This is a genomic window from Streptosporangium nanhuense (assembly GCF_059358815.1).
In genome coordinates, this window is the sequence record NZ_JCADBG010000005.1 from 31,146 (window position 1) to 50,573 (window position 19,428).

14 protein-coding genes are annotated in these 19,428 nt (G+C 72.5%); 7 read left to right on the forward strand and 7 right to left on the reverse strand.

What is annotated here, in order from left to right:
* The first annotated feature begins 241 nt into the window (after positions 1 to 241).
* Positions 242 to 1,858 carry an alpha/beta hydrolase gene (locus AC5L38_RS11905; protein ID WP_495242821.1) on the forward strand — a complete coding sequence of 539 codons (1,617 nt, stop codon included), beginning with the start codon at positions 242 to 244 and terminating at the stop codon, positions 1,856 to 1,858.
* A 60-nt stretch (positions 1,859 to 1,918) separates the two neighbouring features.
* Entirely contained in the window at positions 1,919 to 2,761 is an 843-nt protein-coding gene (locus AC5L38_RS11910; RefSeq protein WP_389912738.1) for a GNAT family N-acetyltransferase, read from the forward strand.
* Positions 2,762 to 2,771: 10 nt separating this feature from the next.
* Here AC5L38_RS11910 and AC5L38_RS11915 read toward each other — a convergent pair whose 3' ends face one another.
* Together AC5L38_RS11915 and AC5L38_RS11920 are read right to left on the reverse strand one after the other, a co-directional pair.
* Complete coding sequence (locus tag AC5L38_RS11915) at positions 2,772 to 3,149, reverse strand: DUF3037 domain-containing protein (RefSeq protein ID WP_495242822.1); 378 nt, start codon at positions 3,147 to 3,149, stop codon at positions 2,772 to 2,774.
* A complete protein-coding gene (locus AC5L38_RS11920; protein WP_495242823.1) occupies positions 3,146 to 3,991 on the reverse strand; it encodes a HipA family kinase in 846 nt (281 codons plus the stop codon). Before AC5L38_RS11920 ends, AC5L38_RS11915 begins: the two co-directional genes overlap by 4 nt.
* 287 nt (positions 3,992 to 4,278) lie before the next feature.
* On the opposite strand from AC5L38_RS11920, the gene AC5L38_RS11925 reads away from it, so the two are divergent.
* Positions 4,279 to 6,381 carry a protein kinase domain-containing protein gene (locus AC5L38_RS11925; protein WP_495242824.1) on the forward strand — a complete coding sequence of 701 codons (2,103 nt, stop codon included), beginning with the start codon at positions 4,279 to 4,281 and terminating at the stop codon, positions 6,379 to 6,381.
* Positions 6,382 to 6,405: 24 nt separating this feature from the next.
* Here the strand turns inward: AC5L38_RS11925 and AC5L38_RS11930 are convergent, their stop codons facing one another.
* Positions 6,406 to 6,936, reverse strand: a complete 531-nt coding sequence (locus AC5L38_RS11930; RefSeq protein ID WP_495242825.1) for a TetR/AcrR family transcriptional regulator — start codon at positions 6,934 to 6,936, stop codon at positions 6,406 to 6,408.
* Positions 6,937 to 7,061: 125 nt separating this feature from the next.
* On the opposite strand from AC5L38_RS11930, the gene AC5L38_RS11935 reads away from it, so the two are divergent.
* Positions 7,062 to 9,305 carry an MMPL family transporter gene (locus tag AC5L38_RS11935; protein ID WP_495242826.1) on the forward strand — a complete coding sequence of 748 codons (2,244 nt, stop codon included), beginning with the start codon at positions 7,062 to 7,064 and terminating at the stop codon, positions 9,303 to 9,305.
* Positions 9,306 to 9,498: 193 nt separating this feature from the next.
* Entirely contained in the window at positions 9,499 to 11,247 is a 1,749-nt protein-coding gene (locus tag AC5L38_RS11940) for a trypsin-like peptidase domain-containing protein (protein WP_495242827.1), read from the forward strand.
* 96 nt (positions 11,248 to 11,343) lie between these two features.
* Here the strand turns inward: AC5L38_RS11940 and AC5L38_RS11945 are convergent, their stop codons facing one another.
* The 3 genes from AC5L38_RS11945 to AC5L38_RS11955 all read right to left on the reverse strand — a co-directional run bounded on the left by AC5L38_RS11945 (position 11,344) and on the right by AC5L38_RS11955 (position 15,328).
* Positions 11,344 to 12,522, reverse strand: coding sequence for a GDSL-type esterase/lipase family protein (locus AC5L38_RS11945; protein WP_495242828.1), 1,179 nt, complete (start codon positions 12,520 to 12,522; stop codon positions 11,344 to 11,346).
* 75 nt (positions 12,523 to 12,597) lie between these two features.
* Positions 12,598 to 13,167, reverse strand: coding sequence for a TetR/AcrR family transcriptional regulator (locus AC5L38_RS11950; RefSeq protein WP_495242829.1), 570 nt, complete (start codon positions 13,165 to 13,167; stop codon positions 12,598 to 12,600).
* A gap of 124 nt (positions 13,168 to 13,291) precedes the next feature.
* Positions 13,292 to 15,328, reverse strand: coding sequence for a CHAP domain-containing protein (locus AC5L38_RS11955; RefSeq protein ID WP_495242830.1), 2,037 nt, complete (start codon positions 15,326 to 15,328; stop codon positions 13,292 to 13,294).
* 530 nt (positions 15,329 to 15,858) lie between these two features.
* Between AC5L38_RS11955 and AC5L38_RS11960 the strand changes: the two genes are divergently transcribed.
* Both AC5L38_RS11960 and AC5L38_RS11965 read left to right on the forward strand, forming a co-directional pair.
* Entirely contained in the window at positions 15,859 to 16,068 is a 210-nt protein-coding gene (locus AC5L38_RS11960) for a DUF5999 family protein (RefSeq protein WP_495243117.1), read from the forward strand.
* Between the two features lie 142 nt (positions 16,069 to 16,210).
* The gene (locus AC5L38_RS11965) at positions 16,211 to 16,630 is read left to right on the forward strand and encodes an ATP-binding protein (protein WP_495242831.1); all 420 of its coding nucleotides are present in this window, start codon (positions 16,211 to 16,213) and stop codon (positions 16,628 to 16,630) included.
* 325 nt (positions 16,631 to 16,955) lie between these two features.
* On the opposite strand, the gene AC5L38_RS11970 is transcribed toward AC5L38_RS11965, so the two are convergent.
* Positions 16,956 to 19,346: an ATP-binding protein gene (locus AC5L38_RS11970; RefSeq protein WP_495242832.1), complete on the reverse strand. Its 2,391-nt coding sequence runs from the start codon at positions 19,344 to 19,346 to the stop codon at positions 16,956 to 16,958.
* Positions 19,347 to 19,428 lie beyond the last annotated feature (82 nt).

Sequence of the window (19,428 nt, forward strand, 5' to 3'; positions counted from 1 at the left end):
GGGTCTTCGGTGACCTACCCGCGAGCACGGGCCGGGTCTTCCGCGATCTTCTCGAACGGCACCCGTACCGAGGTGGACCGGCTTTCGCGTGACCTTCTTCCGCCGAGTATCCGCTCCACCTCGCGTCATTACACTTAGCAATCATCTGACTACACTTTGCCAGGCATCCGGCTGTGTTCCGGATGATCGCGCCGCCCTCGGGAGACCATCGCCTCTGCCGTACGAGTAGGGGGATCACACAGTGAAGAAGAGGGTCGTCGGGATCGCCGCGAGCATCGCGATGCTGGCCGCGGCGGTGGGGGTGCCGCAGGGGGCGGTGGCCCAGCAGAGACAGGAGCTGGTCTGGGGGCCCTGCGAGGGGGCGGCCCCGGTGGGCGGGGCGGTGCCCCCTTCCGCCGGGCGGGCGGACGGCTCGATGGAGTGCGCCACCGTGAGGGTGCCGCTCGACTACGCCAACCCGCAGCAGACCATCGGCATCGCCCTGAACCGGATCAGGGGGAGGGCCGTCCACGACCGCCTCGGCGCGCTGCTGGTCAACCCGGGCGGCCCCGGGGCGTCGGGCCGCGACCTGGTCAGGGGCGTCGCGGCGGGGCTTCCCGACGGCCTGGCCGACCGGTTCGACGTGATCGGCTTCGACCCGCGCGGGGTGGGGGCCAGCGAGCCCGCGCTGAGGTGCGTCGACCCCAAGCGGTACTACGCGGCGCCCCGCCCCGACCAGGTGCCGGCCACCAGGCGCGACGAGGGCGTGCTGATCGCCCGGGCCCGCAAGTACGCCCAGGCGTGCGGCGAGCGGTGGAGCTGGATGCTGCCCCACATGACCACCGAGAACTCCGCCAGGGACATGGACGTGATCAGGGAGGCGCTCGGCGAGTCGAAGATCAGCTTCCTGGGTTACTCGTACGGGACCTACCTGGGCGCGGTCTACGCGACGCTCTTCCCCGACCGGCTCAAGCGGCTCGTCCTGGACAGCGTGGTCGACCCGCGCGGCATCTGGTACCGCTCGAACCTCGACCAGAGCATCGCCTTCCAGGACAGGCACAGGGACTTCCTGAAGTGGATCGCCCGCCACAACCCGGTCTACCGGCTCGGCGACACCGAGAAGGCGGTCTCCTTCGCTTGGAACGCCATGCGGGACCGGCTGGGCGACCGCCCGGCCGGAGGGGTGGTCGGCCCGAGCGAGCTCGACGACGTCTACACCCTGGGCGGTTACTCCGACGCCGTGTGGCCGCAACTGGCCAAGGCCTTCTCCGCCTACGTCAAGAAGGGGGAGGCGACCCCCCTGGTCAACACCTACCGCAAGCACGCGGTGAACGACGCCAAGGACGAGAACAGCTACGCGGTCTACCTGGCGGTGCAGTGCCGCGACGCCGCCTGGCCGCGCGACTGGGCGCGCTGGCGGACCGACATGACCAAGGCCAACGCCAAGGCGCCCTTCCTGACCTGGCCCAACGCCTGGTACAACGCGCCGTGCGCCTTCTGGCCCCAGCCGTCGGGCACTCCGGTGCAGGTCCGTGACAACGCCGCGCTGCCGCCGATCCTGCTGATCCAGGGCGAGCGGGACGCCGCCACCCCGTACGCCGGGGCGGTGCGGATGCGCTCCCTGTTCCACCGCTCCCGGCTGCTGGCCGTGCCCGGCGGCAACCACGGGGTCGCGCTCAACGGGAACGCCTGCGTTGACCGGCGCCTGGCCGCCTACCTCAGGGAGGGCACCCTGCCCGGCGCCCGCCAGGGCTCGAACACCCCGGACGCACCGGACGCGCGGTGCCCGGGAATCCCCGCGCCGGTGCCGGTGGTCGCCCCCGCGACCGTCCGGGTGCCCGCGGGGCACGCGGCGAGGCAAGGTGACCAAAGCAGGTAGATGAGAGGCTCTGTGTTGGTTCCTGCCAAATTCGAGGGGGTCGCGTAGGCTGAGCACGTGATGCTGCGCACAACGGCGTCGCGCGTGCTCGACGACAACGATCGAGACGAGGTCCTGGCGCTTCTCGACACCGACCCCGTCGGCAATGTCTTCGTCGCCTCCAGGGTCCGTTCGGTCGGGCTCAATCCGGCCAGGCTCGGTGGCCAGATGTGGGGGTTCGGGCCGCGCGGCGGCCTGACCTCCCTCTGTTACGCCGGGGCGAACCTGGTTCCGGTCAACGCCGGTACCGACGCCGTCTACGCCTTCGCCGATCGCGCGCGCAAGCAGGGCCGCCGCTGCTCGTCGATCGTCGGCCCGGCGGACGCGGTCGAGGTGCTCTGGGAGCGGCTGGAGCCGTACTGGGGGGCCGCCCGCGCGATCCGCTGGGCGCAGCCGGTCATGGTGATCGGCGAGCCGTCGCCCGTCCCCGCCGACCCGCTGGTGCGGCGCGTGCGGCCCGACGAGTTCGACATCCTGCTCCCGGCCTGCGTGGCGATGTTCACCGAGGAGGTGGGCGTCTCCCCGGAGGCCGGGGACGGCGGCGCCCTCTACCGGTCCAGGGTCGCCGAGCTGATCAGGATCGGCAGGTCCTACGCCCGCATCGAGGGCGGCCGGGTCGTCTTCAAGGCCGAGATCGGTGCGGTGACGCCGCACGCCTGCCAGATCCAGGGCGTCTGGGTCCACCCCGAGATGCGCGGCCGAGGCCACGCGGTGGCCGGGATGGCCGCGGTGGTCAAGCACGCGCTCGACTACTTCGCCCCGGTGGTGTCGCTGTACGTCAACGACTACAACGCCCCCGCCAGGGCCGCCTACCGCAGGGCCGGTTTCGTCGAGGTCGGCACGTTCATGTCCGTGCTCTTCTGAAAGCGCCTAGTCAGGGGCTGCGGACCAGCCGGGTCACGAGGTGCTCCAGCTCCGTCTCCGGGTCCGCGGTGAGGCCCGCGTGGACCGGGCCGGTCTGCACGATCGTGCTGCGCGGGGCGGTCAGCCAGCGGAAGCGGCTGCCCAGCGGTTCCCTGGTCAGGGGTCCGGAGTCGGTGTCGCAGGAGCGCTGGTAGGCGCCGAGCGCGTGTCGTACCCCGTCGAGGTCCACGCCGGTGTCGAGGGCGCGCAGGCGCGCCTCGTCCAGCTCGACGCGGGCGCACAGGTAGCCGCGGGGCTGGCAGTACAGCAGCACGCCGGCGTTGATCAGCTCGCCGCGCTCCACGCGGGGGATGACCCGGATGACCGCGTACTCGTAGACGTCCTTCACCGGTTGTCCTTCCAGAACGCGCCCACCGAGCCGGTCTTCCTCTCCTGGTCCTGACGGGGCTCCGGTCCCGACGGCCCCGACGGCGCCGACGGCGCCGACGGCGCCGGCAACCAGGTGCGCGGCCCCTGCGCGCGGGCCAGCAGGTGCTCGACGTACGCCTGCCGCACGGCCTGCGCCCCGTCGAACCCCGGCTCGTCCTCCAGCCACTCGTCGGGGACCTCGTCCACCACCCCGTCGAGCAGGTCCCTGGTGATCAGCTCGCTGAGCTCGGCGTCGGCCTCGGGCATCCGGGTGGCGAAGGGCGCCATCACGTGGTCGCCCGCGTCGAAGTCGCGCAGCGGGTTGGCCGAGGGCCAGTTGTGGTGGAACCAGAGCGCCGCGCCGTGGTCGATCAGCCAGGTGTCGCCGTGCCACAGGAGCAGGTTCGGGTTGCGCCAGCTCCGGTCGACGTTGTGGATCAGCGCGTCGAACCAGAGCAGGCGGGAGGCGAACCCGGGCTCGGGGGGCCAGGCCAGCGGCTCGAAGCCCAGTGCGCCCGGCAGGAAGTCGACCGCCAGGTTGTTGCCCTCGCTGGCCTTGAGCAGGTCCTGGATCTCCTCGTCGGGCTCGCGGGCGCCGAGCTGCGGATCGACGTCGATCACCTTCAGCTCGGGCGTACGGAATCCCAGGCGCCTGGCCAGCCCGGCGGACACGATCTCCGCGACCAGGACCCGGCGGCCCTGCCCGGCACCGCGGAACTTCACGACGTGGGTGCCGAGGTCGTCCGCCTCCATCACCCCGGGCAGCGAGCCGCCCTCGCGCAGCGGTGTCACGTAACGGGTGGCTTTGATCGCTTCGAGCACCTCGCCAGGCTACCCGGTCGGCCCGCGAGTGCCGTCCGCGCCGGGAGGAGGGTGAGGCCGCCGGGTTCCGCCCAGGTGAGGGGCATCGTTCACGAGGAGGGAGAGTTCGTGGGGGGAAGGACGGGACGGGCGGAGAAGCGGTTGAGGATTCATGAGGATGCGTTGTGTCTTGCCCTGACTTGAGCATCACATGAGTGTCACGGTGAGGAAGACAAGACCTTCATCCCCGTTGACTGTCGGCGATGCTTCTTCTTGAGTGAGAAGGGTGGCGGCGAGGGGAGGCTCGCGTGCCGTATGCGCAGCCGCTCAAAACGGGGGATCCGGCGGCGCTCGGTGAGTACGAGATCATCGGGCGTCTCGGAGAGGGTGGGCAGGGGGTGGTCTACGTCGGGGTGCGCCCCGACACCGGCTCCGAGCCCTACGCGGTCAAGCTTCTGCACGGTTCGGTGGGGGAGGACCCGGAGGTCTTCCTGCGCGAGGTCGAGCTGGCGAAGCAGGTGGCCAGGTTCTGCACGGCCCAGGTGATCGGCGCCGGACTGGACGGCGACCGGCCCTACATCGTCAGCGAGTACGTCGACGGCCCCTCGCTGCACCGCGAGGTCGCGGTCAGCGGGCCGCGCGAGGGGGGCAGGCTGGAACGCCTGGCCATCGGCACGGCCACCGCGCTGGCCGCCATCCACCGGGCCGGGATCGTGCACCGCGACTTCAAGCCGCAGAACGTGCTGCTCGGTCCCGACGGGCCGAGGGTCATCGACTTCGGGCTGGCCAGGGCGCTGGACGCCGCGGCCACCCAGAGCGGGCGCGGCGCGGGCACCCCCGCCTACATGGCGCCGGAGCAGGTGGAGGGCGCCGAGATCAACCCGGCGGCCGACGTCTTCGCCTGGGGCGCCACGATGTGCTTCGCCGCCAACGCCCACGCGCCCTTCGGGCAGGACTCGATCGCGGCCGTCCTGAACCGGATCCTCACCGCGGCCCCGCAGCTGGGCCGTCTCGACGGGCTGCTCGGCGCGCTGGTGGTCGACTGCCTGGACAAGAATCCCCGCAACCGCCCCACCAGCAGGGAGCTGCTGCTCGCGCTGCTCGGCGACGACGGGGGCCGGTCGGTGACCGAGTCCCGGTCCTCGCCGGTGCCGGGGTTCCCGCCCGCGCCCGGCGGCCCCGAGGCCTCCGGCCCGTGGCACGTCTCCGCTCCTTCGGGCTTCTCCGCCGAGCCCGGCGCTCCGGGCCGTTCCAGGTGGCCGGGCGCGTCGGGTGTGGCGGCCGCGTCGGGCGCCGCCTGGCGGGGGGCCGGGTCCGGCGGGTCCGGTGAGCCGGGCGGCGCGTCCTCGGCGGGCGCGAGGCGCGGCGGGCGCGCGTTCCCCGCCGGGGGCGAGGACTTCGACGAGCCCCGGACCCACCCCGGGCAGGCGGCCACCCGGGCCTCGGTCGCGGTCTCCGGCGCGTTGCTGATCAGCGCCGCCGTGCTGGTGGGGGTCCTGGTCCCGGCACTGAGCGGCGTCTCGCCGGGAGCCGCTCCCGCCCCGCCGGCCGTCCCGGCGGTGGAGTCCACCTCCCAGGGGGAGACCGTGCCGCACGCGGGCAGGACGAGCGCTCCGATCAAGCCGCTCCCGGCCCTGCCGACGACCCCGGCCAGGCCCCCGCGCGCGGAGGAGGTCAGGTCCTCCCCCCTGCCGCCCCCCGCCGCCACGGTGGTCGTGCCCGCGCTCGTCGGTCTGGATCGTTCCGAGGCGGCGCGTCTGATCAAACGGGCCGGGCTGGTCGCCGGGACCGTCAGCGCGGTCACCTCGGACCGGCCGCTCGGCGAGGTGCTCGCGAGCGACCCGGCACCGGGGACCGCGCTGCCGAAGAAGGGCAGGGTCGACCTGCGGGTCTCCGGCGGCATCCAGGTGCCCACGCTGGTCGGCCTCGCCAGGAGGGGCGCCCAGGCGGCGCTGGCCCAGGCCGGACTGGTCGTCGGCGGGGTCGGCACGCGCTGCTCGGACCAGCCGGCGGGGCGGGTGCTCGCGAGCACCCCCGGCGCGGGCAGGCGCGTCTCCCCGGGCAGCGCGGTGGACCTCGTCGTCTCCAGGCGCGGTGTCCCGGTGCCGCCGGTCACCGGTCAGAGCGCCACCGACGCCTCCAACACCCTGGGCGGGGCGGGGTTCGCCGTACGGACGCGGGCGCGGCTGGTCACCGGCGAGAGCCAGGACGGGATGGTGCTCGCGCAGAGCCTGGCGCCCGGCACCTGCGCCAGGTCCGGGGCGACGGTCGTGATCACGGTCGGCGTCGGGGGCCAGAGCGGACCGGGGCCTGGACCCGGTCCCGGACCCGACCCGGGGGAGAGCACCGAGCCTCCCGACCCCACGGCCCCGCCGGCGCCCGTTCCCGGGGAGGCCGCCCCCTCGGGGTGAGGCCTCCGGGGCTCCTCCTGGCTCTTAGAGGGAGGCCAGGGTGGTGGCGAGGAGGGTCCGCCTGACGTCCTCCTGGGGGAGGTCCATCGTCTTGACCACCGACTGCAGGGAGCCGAGCACGGCCCAGGCCCAGATGCGGCGGGTGGGGTCCGGCTCGGGGCCGGCCAGGCGGTGGTAGATCACGTCGCGGAAGACGCGGATGGCCTCGCCGGGGGAGCCGGGGGGCGCGTCGTCGGCGCCGCTGATGTCCTCCAGGATGAGCCGTATGATCGCCCGGTGCCTGACCACGAAGGTCACCAGGGCCTCGATGAAGGCACGGTCGCCGTCGAAGTCGCCCTCGATCAGGGTCACGATGTCCTCGGCGGCGGGCGCGATCAGCTCGGTGGCCAGGCGGTCCTTGGGGTGGAAGTGGTAGGCGACGGCCGTCTTCGTCAGGCCGACGGCGGAGGCGATGTCGGCCAGCGAGGTCGCCGCGTAGCCACGCTCGGCGAACAGCCGGCGGGCGGCGTCGAGGATCCGTTCACGCGTGTCGTGCCCGTGCTCAAGTGTGGTCATCGTCTCATTCCCACGCTCTCTAGAGCATTTACAGATTTGTCCCCCTACGCTCATACCGTAGGTACTGTACGAGCGTACAGTACGGCATTTCAGGACATTTGATACTGAAGCGGGGCGGTTCGCCGATGTCTGGTTTGCTGGGGCGGCTGGGAAGCTGGTGCGCGCGGCACGGCAAGGCCGTGCTGGCCCTGTGGGTGGTCGCGGCGGTGCTGCTGACGGCGGGATCGGTGTTCTTCCCCGGTCCGGTCAGCAACGACGTCAGCATCCCCGGCACCGACGCCCAGCGGGCCGTCGACCTGATGAAGGACGGTTTCGGCCCCGGGTACGGGGCGGGCGGCTCGGCCCAGATCGTCCTCTACTCGCCGGACGGCCCCCTCATCACCGACGCCAGGAAGCGCGCGGTGGAGCGCGCCGCGGACCGGATCCGCGAGGTGCCGCACGTGAAGGAGGTGAAGTCCCCCTACGAGGGCGGCGGCATCGCCCCCAGCCTGGAGATCGGCATCATCTCGATCAAGCTGGAGGGGAACGACACCGCCAAGATCGCCGAGACCACCAAGCTCCTCTCCGCGGCGGCCGAACCCGCGCGGGAGGCGGGCATCGAGGCGGTCCCCGCCTCCTCGGGCAGCCCGGCGGACAAGGAGATCAAGACCGGGACCAGCGAGATCATCGGTGTGGCCTGCGCGCTGCTGGTGCTGCTGCTCGCGTTCGGCACCCTGGTCGCCGCGATGATCCCGATCTTCACCGCGCTGGTCAGCATCGCGACCGGGCTCGGCGTGGTGAGCCTGCTCGGCCACATCGTGGACGTGCCCAAGCAGGCGTCGATCATGGCGACGATGATCGGCCTCGGCGTCGGCATCGACTACGCGCTCTTCCTGCTCAGCAGGCACCGCAAGCTGCTCGCCGACGGCCTGCCGGTCCCCGAGGCGGTCCGCCGGATGGCCGCCAGCTCCGGCGGCGCGGTGGTGTTCGCGGGAGGCACCGTGATCATCGCGCTCAGCGCGCTCATGCTCGCGGGCTTCCCCCTGCTGCAGACGCTCGGCTGGATCACCGGCATCTCGGTCGTCTGCGCGGTGGTCACCTCGGTCACGCTGGTCCCCGCGCTGCTCGGCCTGCTCGGCCACCGGGTCAACGCGCTGCGCCTGCCCTTCACCGCGCGGCGGGGCAGCCACGGCTCCTCCGGCTGGACCTCGCTGGGCAACTGGGTGGCCCGCCGGCCGTGGAGCGTGCTCGCGCTCAGCGTCGCCATCCTGGCCGCGCTGGCCGCGCCCGCGCTCGCCCTCAAGCTGGGCACGCTCGACAACGGCTACGCCGACCGCGGCACCGACACGCGGCGCTCCTACGAACTCCTGCAGGCCGGGTTCGGGCCCGGCATGAACGGCCCGCTCGTCGTGGTGGCGGACCTGGACACCAGGGTCGTCGACCGGGAGCCGGCCCCGGCCGTACTGGGCAACCTCAAGGACCGCGTCGCGGACGTCGAGGGAGTGGTCCACGTCGGCGACCCGATCCTCAACAGGGGCGGTACGGCGGCGCTGCTGCAGGCGATCCCCGCCTACGCCCCCGGCGACCCCCGGGCGCTCGACGTGGTCAGGGCGGTGCGCGCGCTCGACATCGAGGGAGCCCAGGTGCACGTGGGCGGGCAGGTCGCCGGCATGGCCGACGCCGGTGACAGGATCTCCGGGCGCACGCCCCTGGTCGTCGGCGTCGTGGTCCTGCTGAGCGCGCTGCTGCTGCTCCTGGCGTTCCGCTCGCCGGTCGTCGCGATCAAGGCCGCGCTGATGAACCTGGTCTCCCTGGGCGCCGCGTTCGGCGCGCTGTCGCTGGTCTTCTCCCTGGGGCTGGGCAGCAGCCTGGTCGGCATGGACACCCCGGTCAGCGCGGACGGCTCCTACCTGAGCACGGTGTTCTTCACGGTGCCGATCGACAGCTACATCCCGCTGATGCTGTTCGCGATCCTGTTCGGCCTGTCGATGGACTACGAGGTCTTCCTGCTCACCGCCGTGCGGCAGGCCTACCTGAGGCACGGGGACAACCGCAGGGCGGTGGCCGAGGGGCTGGGGTCGACGGGCAGGGTCATCACCTCCGCCGCCCTGATCATGGTCGCGGTCTTCGTCGCGTTCGTCGCCTACCCCGACCCGATGGTCAAGATCTTCGGTGTCGGCCTGGCGGTGGCCATCGCGGTGGACGCCACCATCATCCGGGGCCTGCTGGTCCCGGCGACCATGGCCCTGCTCGGCAGGGCCAACTGGTGGTGCCCCGCCTGGCTGGACCGCATCCTGCCCGACCTCTCGGTCGAGGGCCACGAGGAGGACGAGCTGGAAGAGGGGCCGGAGCGGCCGCGCAGGGAGCTCGTCGGCGCCGGTCACAGCTGAGGGACGCGGGACCGGCGGGCCCCGGCTTCGTCCAGGGCCCGCCGGTCCCGTCCCGGTTTCGTCCAGGGCCCGCCGACCCCGGTTCCGGCCGCTCGGCCAGGTCGCCGGCAGGTGTCCCAGTCGCTTCCAAGTCCTCCCCAAGTAGTCTCCGCCAAGCTCTCGCCCGGGAAGCGAGTTTGGGGAGAGTACGAAGATGTGGGGAAGAATCGGCGCCGTCGCCGGCCTGGTGCTGGCGAGCACGCTGGCCCTGCCGGGCACCGCGATGGCGAAACCCGAAGAGGTGGACGTCCCCGTCGGGACGTGGCTGGCGGCCAGGACCCATCCGGCCGTCCAGCTGACCTCGGTGTCCTACACGGCCGACGTGGCCGTGCCGACGCCCGAGGCGAACCTGGAGGCGATCAGGACCCTCACCCAGCAGGGGGTCGACGCCGTGCAGAGCGGCAAGATCTCCTCCGACGAGAACAGCATCTACCGCTGGGTCGTGCAGCAGATGGCCAAGGACCCGGGCCGCTACTTCTCGCCCGGCGGGCGGGAGCGGGTCGTCGAGGCGACGGCGGGCGGGCTGTGCACCGGCTGGTGGGTCACGCCGGACGGCTACATGGTCACCGCGGCGCACTGCGTCGGCCAGGAGGAGACCGAGCTGGCGCGGACCTTCGCGGCCCAGGCCCTCACGAAGATCAATGAGAAGGACGCCGCCGACCTGGTCGCCGACCTCGGCGACATCGCCTCCGACGAGGAGATCCTCAGGACGGCGACGAAGATCTTCCAGGTCTGGAACGCGGACAACATCAAGATCCGCAACGTCAAGAGCTCGCTCTCGCTGCTGCAGAGCCTGCCGGGCGGCGGTGTCGACAAGACCACCAAGACGGTGCCGATCGAGCTGGTCGCCAAGGGCACGGTCTATCCGGGCAAGGACGTCGCGATCCTCAAGGCCAACGGGCAGAGCAACCTGCCGACCGTGCCGCTGGGGGAGGACTCCGACGTGCGCGTCGGCGACACCCTCTACATCAGCGGGTTCCCCGGCACGGTGACGCAGACCTCGATCTTCAACCTGGAGTCCAAGCTCGACCCGGCGTTCACCGAGGGCCCCTACAACGCCGCCCGCCAGACCCCCGAGGGGGTGCCGTACATCCAGACCCAGGCGCCCTCCTACCCGGGCAACTCGGGCGGGCCGGTGTTCAGCAAGGACGGCAGGGTCATCGGCATCCTCGTCGGCGGCCTGATCCAGCAGGACGGCGGCTCCACCGAGGGCGAGAGCTTCGTGCTGCCGGTCAGCATCGTCAAGGAGAAGCTGAACGAGAAGAACATCAAGCCGGCCGAGTCGACGACGACGAAGGCCTACAACGAGGCGCTCGACCTGTTCTTCCAGAACAAATACTCCGACGCGCTGCCCAGGTTCCGGGAGACGCAGGCGCTGCAGCCGAACCACCCGTACGTCGCCAAGTACATCAGCGACTCCCAGCAGGCCATCACCGCGGGCAAGGACGAGAGCGGCACGCCGATCCTGCCGTGGCTGCTGTGGGGCGGCGGCGGCCTGATCGCCCTGTTCGTGATCGGCACGCTCGCCTCGGTCGCCAGGGGCAGGCGCCGTTCCGGGGGACCGGCCCCGTTCCCGCCCGCACCGTACGGCGCGCAGCCCGGCTACCCGGCGCAGGTCCACGGCGCCGTCCAGTACGGCCAGCCGCAGTACGGGCAGTACGGGCAGTACGGGCAGCAGGGGCAGCCGTACGGCGCGCCGCAGCAGTACCAGCAGCGGACGCCCCACCCGCTCCCGGCCGCGCCCGAGGACACCCGGGCGGTCCGCCCGCACTCGCCCTACGGCCCGCCGCCGGGGAGTTCCGGAGGCTCCAGGGGGCCCGGCGCCAACACCCGGATCGCCGGGCTGGAGGCGGAGCTGGAGCAGCTGCGCCGCAACATCGGGCGCCCGCCCGAGCAGCGCTGAGCGCGGCCGTCTCGCGCCCGGGTCCGGCCGGAGACCTGCCGAGCGTCCTCCTCGACGCCGAGCCGGTCCGTCACGCTCGTGCCCAGGTGCCCGTGGTCAGCCGGTCCCGGCCGCGAAGGGGCCGCCGTCGCCGAACACGAGCCGCGCGAAGTTCTCGCCGATGCGGCGATGTCCCGCGGGGTCGGGGTGGACCTCGTCGGGCAGCGGGAACTCGGCGTAGTCCGTCTCGCCGTAGAGGTCGCGGCCGTCGAGGTAGTACAGGTTCGGGTCGTCGGCCGCCCGCTGTTCGACGATCCGCGCGAGCTCGTCGCGGATGACGTTGAGTGTCAGGCGCCCGGCGGCGCGCTCGGCCGGATCGCCCGTGGCCCTGAACCGCAGGGTCCCGCCGGTGAGGTCGGGCGCGAGCGGGCCGGGGGTGTCCTCCTGGACCGGGCACAGGATGGGGGACACGACCAGCAGCGGAGTGGCCGGATGCCCCTCGCGGATGGTGTCCAGGAAGCCGTGGACGGCCGGGGTGAAGGCGCGCAGGCGCATCACGTCGCCGTTGACGACGTTGATGCCGAGCTTGACGCTGATCAGGTCCGCTGGGGTGTCCCGCATCGCGCGGGCGGTGAACGGGTCCAGCAGCGCGCTGCCGCCGAACCCCAGGTTGACCAGCTCCACCCCGCCCCGGGCGGCTGCCAGGGCCGGCCAGATGGCGGTCGGGTGGGCGGCGTTCGAGCCGTGGCTGATGGAGCTGCCGTGGTGCAGCCACACCTCACGCCCGCCGTCCCGCGCCGGCTCGACCGGGGCGTCGGTGCGCAGGGCGATCAGCTCGGTGATCTCCGTGTGCGGAAGCCAGATCTCGACGTTCTTGTCACCGGCGGGCAGGCCGGTGAACCGGGCGGTGCCGGCGGGCCCCTCGAGCACTTCGGCGGACTGGGTGACCATGTCGACGACCGTGTGGACCCTGCCGCCCGCCACCGTGGCCTGGGCGGCGAGACGGCCCTCGACCAGCAGGTCGTACACGCCGTCCGCGGGGGGCGGGAAACCCCGGTAGGCCCGCTTGGTGGGCAACGCGTCCAGCTCGATCGCGGTGGCCCGGGTGCGGAAGACCAGCCGCACGCCGGAGGGCTGCGCCTCGGCCACGGCCAGCCGGTCGTCGGGGATCTGCCGGCGCGCCCGGGCGGGCAGCCGGTGCGGCAGCAGGCCGCTCGCGGTCTCCTCGACGTCGAGGAGACCGCGCAGCATGTCCGCGGTGACGGGGGTGGTGATCCAGTTGTGCTCGGTGCTCATCGTCTCAACCTGTCGATCTGAGTACTTCCGGGATGTTCGTACGCGCCGGTGCGCGGTGCGGCGGGCCGTCGCCGGTCAGGAGGTGGCCCGGTTCCGTAGCAGGGCGTCGAGGGAGTCCAGGATCCAGTCCCAGGACTCGCGCGAGTCGACTGCGGTGTGGCTGAAGCCCCCGGCCGTCTCCAGGCTGACGTAGCCGTGGAAAACGCTGCCCAGCATCCGGACCGCGTGCGTCTGGTCCGGCTCCGCCAGGTCGTAGCCGCGCAGGATCGCCCGCGTCATCCGCGCGTGCCGGACGCCGGCACTGGCGGCCGCCGTCTCTGGGTCGAGGCGGAGCCGGGCGGCGGCGTAGCGGCCGGGGTGCTCCCGGGCGTAGTCGCGGTAGGCGTCCGCGAACGCGGCCAGGGCGTCCCTGCCCGCCCGCCCGGCCAGGGCGGCGGCCACCCGGTCGGCGAGCTCCTCCAGCGCGAACAGGGCGATCCTGGTCTTGAGGTCCTGGGAGCTCTTCAGGTGCGAGTACAGGCTCGCGACCTTGACGTCGAACCGCCGGGCGAGCGCCGAGACGGTCACCTGCTCGAAGCCGACCTCGTCGGCCAGCTCCGCCCCCGCCCTGGTCAGACGTTCCGGGGTCAGCCCTGCTCTGACCATGAGCTTCCTCCTTTTTGCCGACAAGCATTATGCATTTGCCTAATACCTTTAGGCAAATGGGCCTGTCGTCCACGGAGTCACCGGTCTGGCGTCTCTTCCTCCCGTATGTGGCCCGCCCCCTGAGCTAGACCAGCGCCGCCGCCCGGCGGCGTCCTCGGTAGCCGCTGTGGACCAGGATGTCGCCCGGTTCGGCGAGTGGCGCGGCAGGGCCGGCCGGGGTGGCGGGGGTGAGGGCCGGACCGCCCTGAGCCGTCCGGGCCGCCGGGAGGGGAGCGACCGCTCCCGGCTCGGCGGCCGGGCGGACGGGCGCGGCGAAGCGGGCGGAGGCGAGGGGCCGGGCGGGACGAGCAGGGCGAGCGGGACGGGCAGGACGGGCGGGACGCGCCGGGAGGACCGGGATGGCGGTGGTGACCACGGGGTCGGTCCGGCGGTGGCGGCGGCCACGCGGCGGGGCGTCCTGGACCAGGGTCGACGACTCCACCACGGCCTGCTCGTGCAGGCGGCGCCTGCCCCGGTAAGGGGCGCCGCGACGGTCGTCGCGACGGTCCGGCACGCGGGGTTCCTCGACGTGGGCGACGGAGGTCGTGACCGAGGGGAACCCGGTGCTCGCTACCGGGGCCACGGTGCTCCCGGGGCCGGACTCCGGGGAAGCGACGGCCCCGCGGGCCGGGACGGGCGTGTTCACCGGGGTGCGGAGGGCGGGCCCGAACAGGTTCGCGGCCTCGGGGGTGGCGATGGTTTCCGGGAGGTCGCGGGAGAAGGGGGTGCGGGGGGCGGGTCCGAGGGGGGTGGCGAACAGGTTCGCGGCCTCGGAGGCGGAGAGGGTGTCCGGGAGGCCGGGAGAGAGGGGGGCGAGGGTGTCCGGGAGGTCGTGGGAGAGGGGGGCGGCGGTTTCCGGGAGGCCGTGGGAGAGGGGGGCGGGGGTTGCCGGGAGGTCGCGGGCCGGGGCGTACGAGAGGGCGCGGGCGGGGGCGTTCCTGGGCATGCGGCGGCGGCCCGGGGCACGGCGGCGGCCCGGGGCCCTGCGGGACGAGGACGAAGACGAGGACGAAGACAAGGGCGAGGGCGAAGGCGAGGGCGAGGATGAGGGCGACGGGGAGAGAGCGAGGGCCGAGGCGGGGGCGAGGAGCCGGGTCCTCGACTGCCTGACCTTGCCGTGCGCGAGGATCGCGACCGCGGCGAGCAGCACCGGCGCGAGCACGGCGGGGGTGTCGAGGCCCGGAGCGGGCGTGGCCAGGTCGCGGACGGTGGCCGTGGGTGTGACGGCGAGCGCGCTGGTGTCGGCGGTGGAGGCCTTGGCGTGCTTGCCGGGCTTGCCGGGCTTGCCGGGCGAGGTGCGGCCGGCGGGGGCCGGTGCCTGGGTACTGACGGGTGCCCCCGCGCTCGTCCGGTCGTCCTGCCGGGTGGCCTGGGCGCTCGCGGCGGGCTTCCCTTCGGAGGAGGTCCCGCCCTCGTTCGCCGAAGCGGCCTTGCCGGCCTTTCCGGCCCTGCCGTCCTGCCCGGCCTTCCCGGTCGTCGTCCCGGCGGCGTGCTTGGGAGCCGGTCTCGGTCCCTTGGCGGGGCCCGCAGACGCCGAGGTCTCCCGCGTGGCCAGGGGAGCGGGGAGCATCGCGAGCAGGTCGGGGCCGGGGCCGATCACCACCGCGTTGTCCCCGGCCGCGGCGGCGGGCTTGACGATCGTCTGCTTCTCGGTGGCCTCCCGGTCCAGCCGGGCTTTGATCTTCTCCGGATACCCGTAGCCGACGACCTTGCCGGTGTCGCGTTCCTTGCGCTTGGCGACACCGCCGTCGATGTTGCCCTCGATCGTGTGGATCCTGCCGCCCTCGACCCCGGTGACGATTCCGACGTGGTCGATGTGGTCGATCCTGTTCGAGCCGCTCCAGTCGAAGAAGACGATGGCCCCGGGCTTGGGGACGGTGCCCCAGGCGTCCTGCTGCCGGAACCACTGGGCGTGGTGGACGGTGTAGGCGAACTGGCCGACCCACTCCTGGTAGCCGAGCTTCTCCGCCGCCCACGACAGGTACATGTCGCACCAGGGGGCGGCGGTGTAGTCGGCGTCGAACTCGACGTTCTTGCCGTACCAGTCACCGAACTTGGTGTAGCCGCCGCTCTTCTCGGAGTATCCGAGCTGGCTCTCCAGCAGCTCGATGAACTTGTGCATCTCAGGTGTCATTGAGAGTTTCGGGGGACCCCCGGCGGCCGTGCGGGCATGGTCGCTCCGCCTCGCGACCTGGCCACCGGGAGACAGGGTTGAGCGACGGCGCGTTCACGCGAGCCCACCGGGGGTGTGGAGGGACGCGTGTGGCGGCACCACTGGCCAGTTGTCTTCCGTGACGAGGGAGGTTACCCGGCCCCAAGGACAGGTCACGACATGCTAAAGGGCGCGTCAAGTCGCTCAACGCCATACATGCGGACAAAAGGCGACGTCAGGAAGCTGCCGGGGTGATCTTCGATGGTAAAACGCCCGGGAAAAAGATCTACCGGTTCGCCGCGACCGGAGCCGGGACCGCCGTATCCGCGCCGTTCGATCTTGCCGATCGTTCTTTGCGTCCGCGCCCGGTTTCTTTACCTTCTGGCGAAATAGGTAGACATATGGGTATTTATCCCGCTATGCAGGTAGGGGCGCTGAGAGATGCTGGTCACACCAGGAAAGGCTCAACAGCAACCAGCAAAGGTCAAAAGGTACGAGCCATGTGTCAACACCAGCCGCGCTGCCCACTCGCAAGCGCACCCGATCACGAAGCCGCGGCTCTCGTGGCCTTCCACCCCGAGCAGGGGTGGGGCCTGCTCTGCAACGGTGTCGTGGTCTTCGACGACACCGGAGCACTCATGCCCGACGGACGCAGCACCCCCGTCCACGGTATGCCTCTGCACCGCGTCTCCTTGGTGCAAGCGGCATGATCCCGCCGCGTGTGCCCACCGGCTCGGGACCGGACACGCCCCGCGGGCGGACGACCCCGCGGCGGCCGACGGTCTCCGGTGGCGGACACGCGGGCGAACCACACCTGATCGAGGTAACCGCCGACCACATAGGTGAACGCTCATGAACGCCCTTCTCGGAACACCGTACGGCCAGGAGACGTGGTGCTCCTTCGCGCCCGAGTCGGCATCCGTGCCCCAGGCGCGCCATCTGACCCGCGCCTGCCTGGCGGACTGGGGACTGCACGAGCACAGTACGGTCGCCGAGCTGCTCGTCAGCGAGCTGGTCACCAACGCGCTGCGCCACTCGCGGGGGACCATCGGGTTCGTCCTCTCCTTCCAGGACGGCCTGCTGCGCTGCGAGGTCGAGGACGCGGACCCCGACTCCCTCCTGCCCCGCGCCTGCCGGGCACGCGACGACGAGGAGCGGGGACGAGGACTGCACCTGCTCGAACTCCTGTCCTGCTGCTGGGGCAGCGCCCGTACGACCGACGGCAAGGCCGTCTGGTTCGAGCTCACCACCGCGAACTCCGCCGAGGCCTGACCGCGAGGTCGATCGACGCGCCGCCTCCGCGACGTACGGCCACCGGGCCGGACGCACCCGCCGAGAGCCGACCGCGCGAGACCGGCCGCACGCGCCGCCCGGGAAAGCCCCTTGGGCAAGCCGCTCCGGAACACGGGCCGATGAAACCCCGGGCCCGCCCGCGCGCCTCCTCGGGAAGCCGGGCACACATACCACCTCCGAAGGCCGGAACCGTGTCCCCCGACCCGGTTCCGGCCGGGCGCCGGAGCCGACGGGATCATCGCACTCGTCGGCTCCGGCGTCCCATCTTGTACGCCGTCCCCGTCCCCGTCCCCGTTCCCGCCCGTCAGGCGCCGGGCGGGTGGTTCCCGTTGCCGTCCGCGTTCCGGATGCGCTCGCCGGTCCAGACGGCGATCTGGGCCCGCGAGTGGAAGCCGAGCTTGGTCATGATGTGCTCGACGTGACCTTCCGCGGTGCGCTGGGCGATCGTCAGCGAGGCCGCGATCTCCTTGTTGCTCAGCCCCTGGGCGACGAGCTTGGCGATCTCCGTCTCCCTGCGGGTCAGCGGCGACGGCGCCTCGGCCTCGCCGGAGGGCTCGTCGCGGGGCGCCTCCTCCTCCAGGGCGAAGGCGACGGCCTCCTCGCACCGCATCTTCGAGCCCTGCCTGACCAGGGCGTCGAAGCCCTGCTTGCCGAGGGCCTCGCGGGTGCGCTCCTCGCACTCGTCGTGGTAGCGCGTCAGGTGCCCGAAACCGGACAGCGGAGCCCCGATCGTCTGCCAGACCGTCTCCAGCACCCCCAGCAACCTGGCCGCCCGCTGGTGGTCGTCGTTCGCGGCGGCGATCCAGGCCAGCACCTCCAGGTTGACGCCGACCCCCAGGAGATCGTCGAGGGAGCGGTTGAACCTCAGGCTCTCCTTCTCCAGCTCGGCGGCGCGCGAGGCGTCGCCCTGGCGCCAGACCCCGAGGCCGAGCGCCATCATCGCGTACGCCCGGTGCCAGCCCTCCTCGTGGGCGTCGCACAGCGCGATGCACTCCTCCCCGGCGGCGACGGAGGCGGGCCAGTCGTCACGGAAGGAGTGGACGAGGCAGAGCCGGACGAGCGCCAGCGCCTGGCCCGCCGGGTCGTCGTCGGCGCGGTGGCGCGCCACCGCCTCCTCGTACAGGCCGATCGCGAGGTCGGCGTCTCCCCGGAACATGGCGATCATCCCCGAGTAGAGCGCGACGTAGGCCAGGACCGGCTCGCGCCCGGGACTCCCGCCGAGCTTCCCGGCCTCCTCCAGCATCGCCGCGGCGGAGACGACGTCGGCCTGGATGATGGCCAGCCAGCTGTTGGACCACAGCGCGCGGCCCCGGATCTCGCCGGAGCCGTCGCCGCAGAGGAGGCTTAGATCCAGCCAGCGGCGCCCCTCCCTGAGGTAGTGGCTCGTGATCCAGTGGTAGAGCAGGTCGGTGGCCATGCCCAGACCGGCGGAGGCCTCCCCGGGCTCGCCGAAGCAGTACTCCAGCGCGGTCCGCAGGTTGGCGTGGTCGAGCTTCAGTCTGCCCAGCCAGGACACCTGGAGCGGGCCGAACCGCGCCGCGTACGCCTCCGCCGCCAGCCGCCGGTAGTGGTCGCGGTGCAGCCGCCGCAGGGCGCCCTCCTGCCCCGAGGCCACGAGTTTCTCCCTGCCGTACTGCCTGATCGTCTCCAGCAGCCGGTAGCGGGTCGCGGTGGACCCCGGGGGAGGGTCCTCCCGGATCAGGATCGACTTGCCCACCAGCCCGATCACCAGGTCGACCACCTCCTCGCGTTCGATGTCGTCCCCCGAGCAGATCGCCTCGGCCGCGGTGAGGTCCAGGCCGTCGGTGAACACCGAGGCGCGCTCCCACAGCAGCTGCTCCTTCTCGGTGCACAGGGCGTAGCTCCAGTCGATCAGCGCGCGCAGTGTCTGCTGGCGGGGCAGCGTCGCGGGCGAGCCGCCGGTGAGCAGCCGGAACCGGTCGTCCAGCCGGGCCAGCAGCTCCTCGGGGGAGAGGGCGCGCAGCCGCACGGCCGCCAGCTCGATCGCGAGCGGGATGCCGTCCAGCCGACGGCAGATCCGCTCCACCGCGGACCGGTTCGCCGCGGTGAGCGTGAAATCCGGCAGTACGGCGGTGGCCCGCTCGACGAACAGGCGCACCGCCTCCGACTGTGCCGACGGTTCGGTGGACGCCCCTGGACGGCCGGGGCCCGGCAGTGACGGCAGCGGCAGGGTGGGCACGACCAGTGTCTGCTCGCCGGAGATGTCCAGCGCCTGCCGGCTGGTGGCGAGGATCCGCAGGGAGGGGGCCGCGCGCACCAGGGTCCCGGCCAGCACGGCGCAGGCCCGCAGGAGGTGCTCGCAGTTGTCGAGGATCAGCAGTGCCCGCTTGTCCCGCAGGTGGTCGATGAGCACCTCCACGGGCGGCCGGTGGGAGACGTCCCTGATCGCCAGGGCCTCGTTCACCGATCCGGCGAGCAGCTCGGGGTTCTCCAGCCCGGCGAGCTCGACCAGCCACACCCCGTCGGGAAAGGCCCGCTGGACGTCGGCGGCGACGCGCAGGGCCAGCCGGGTCTTGCCGACCCCGCCGGGACCGGTGAGGGTCACCACGTGCGCTCCGGACAGCAGTCGTTTGACCTCGGCCATCTCGTGCCGACGCCCCACGAAACTGGTCACCTCGGGGGGCAGGTCCGTCGCCTGCCACCGCCTCGGGGTGGCCGATGCCAGCTCATCCATCAGCGTCCACCAGCGCCTCACGCCGGCTTCGGCATCCGGCCGGCACAATCCACACTATGCGCAGGCCGTTTGCCCGCGCGTA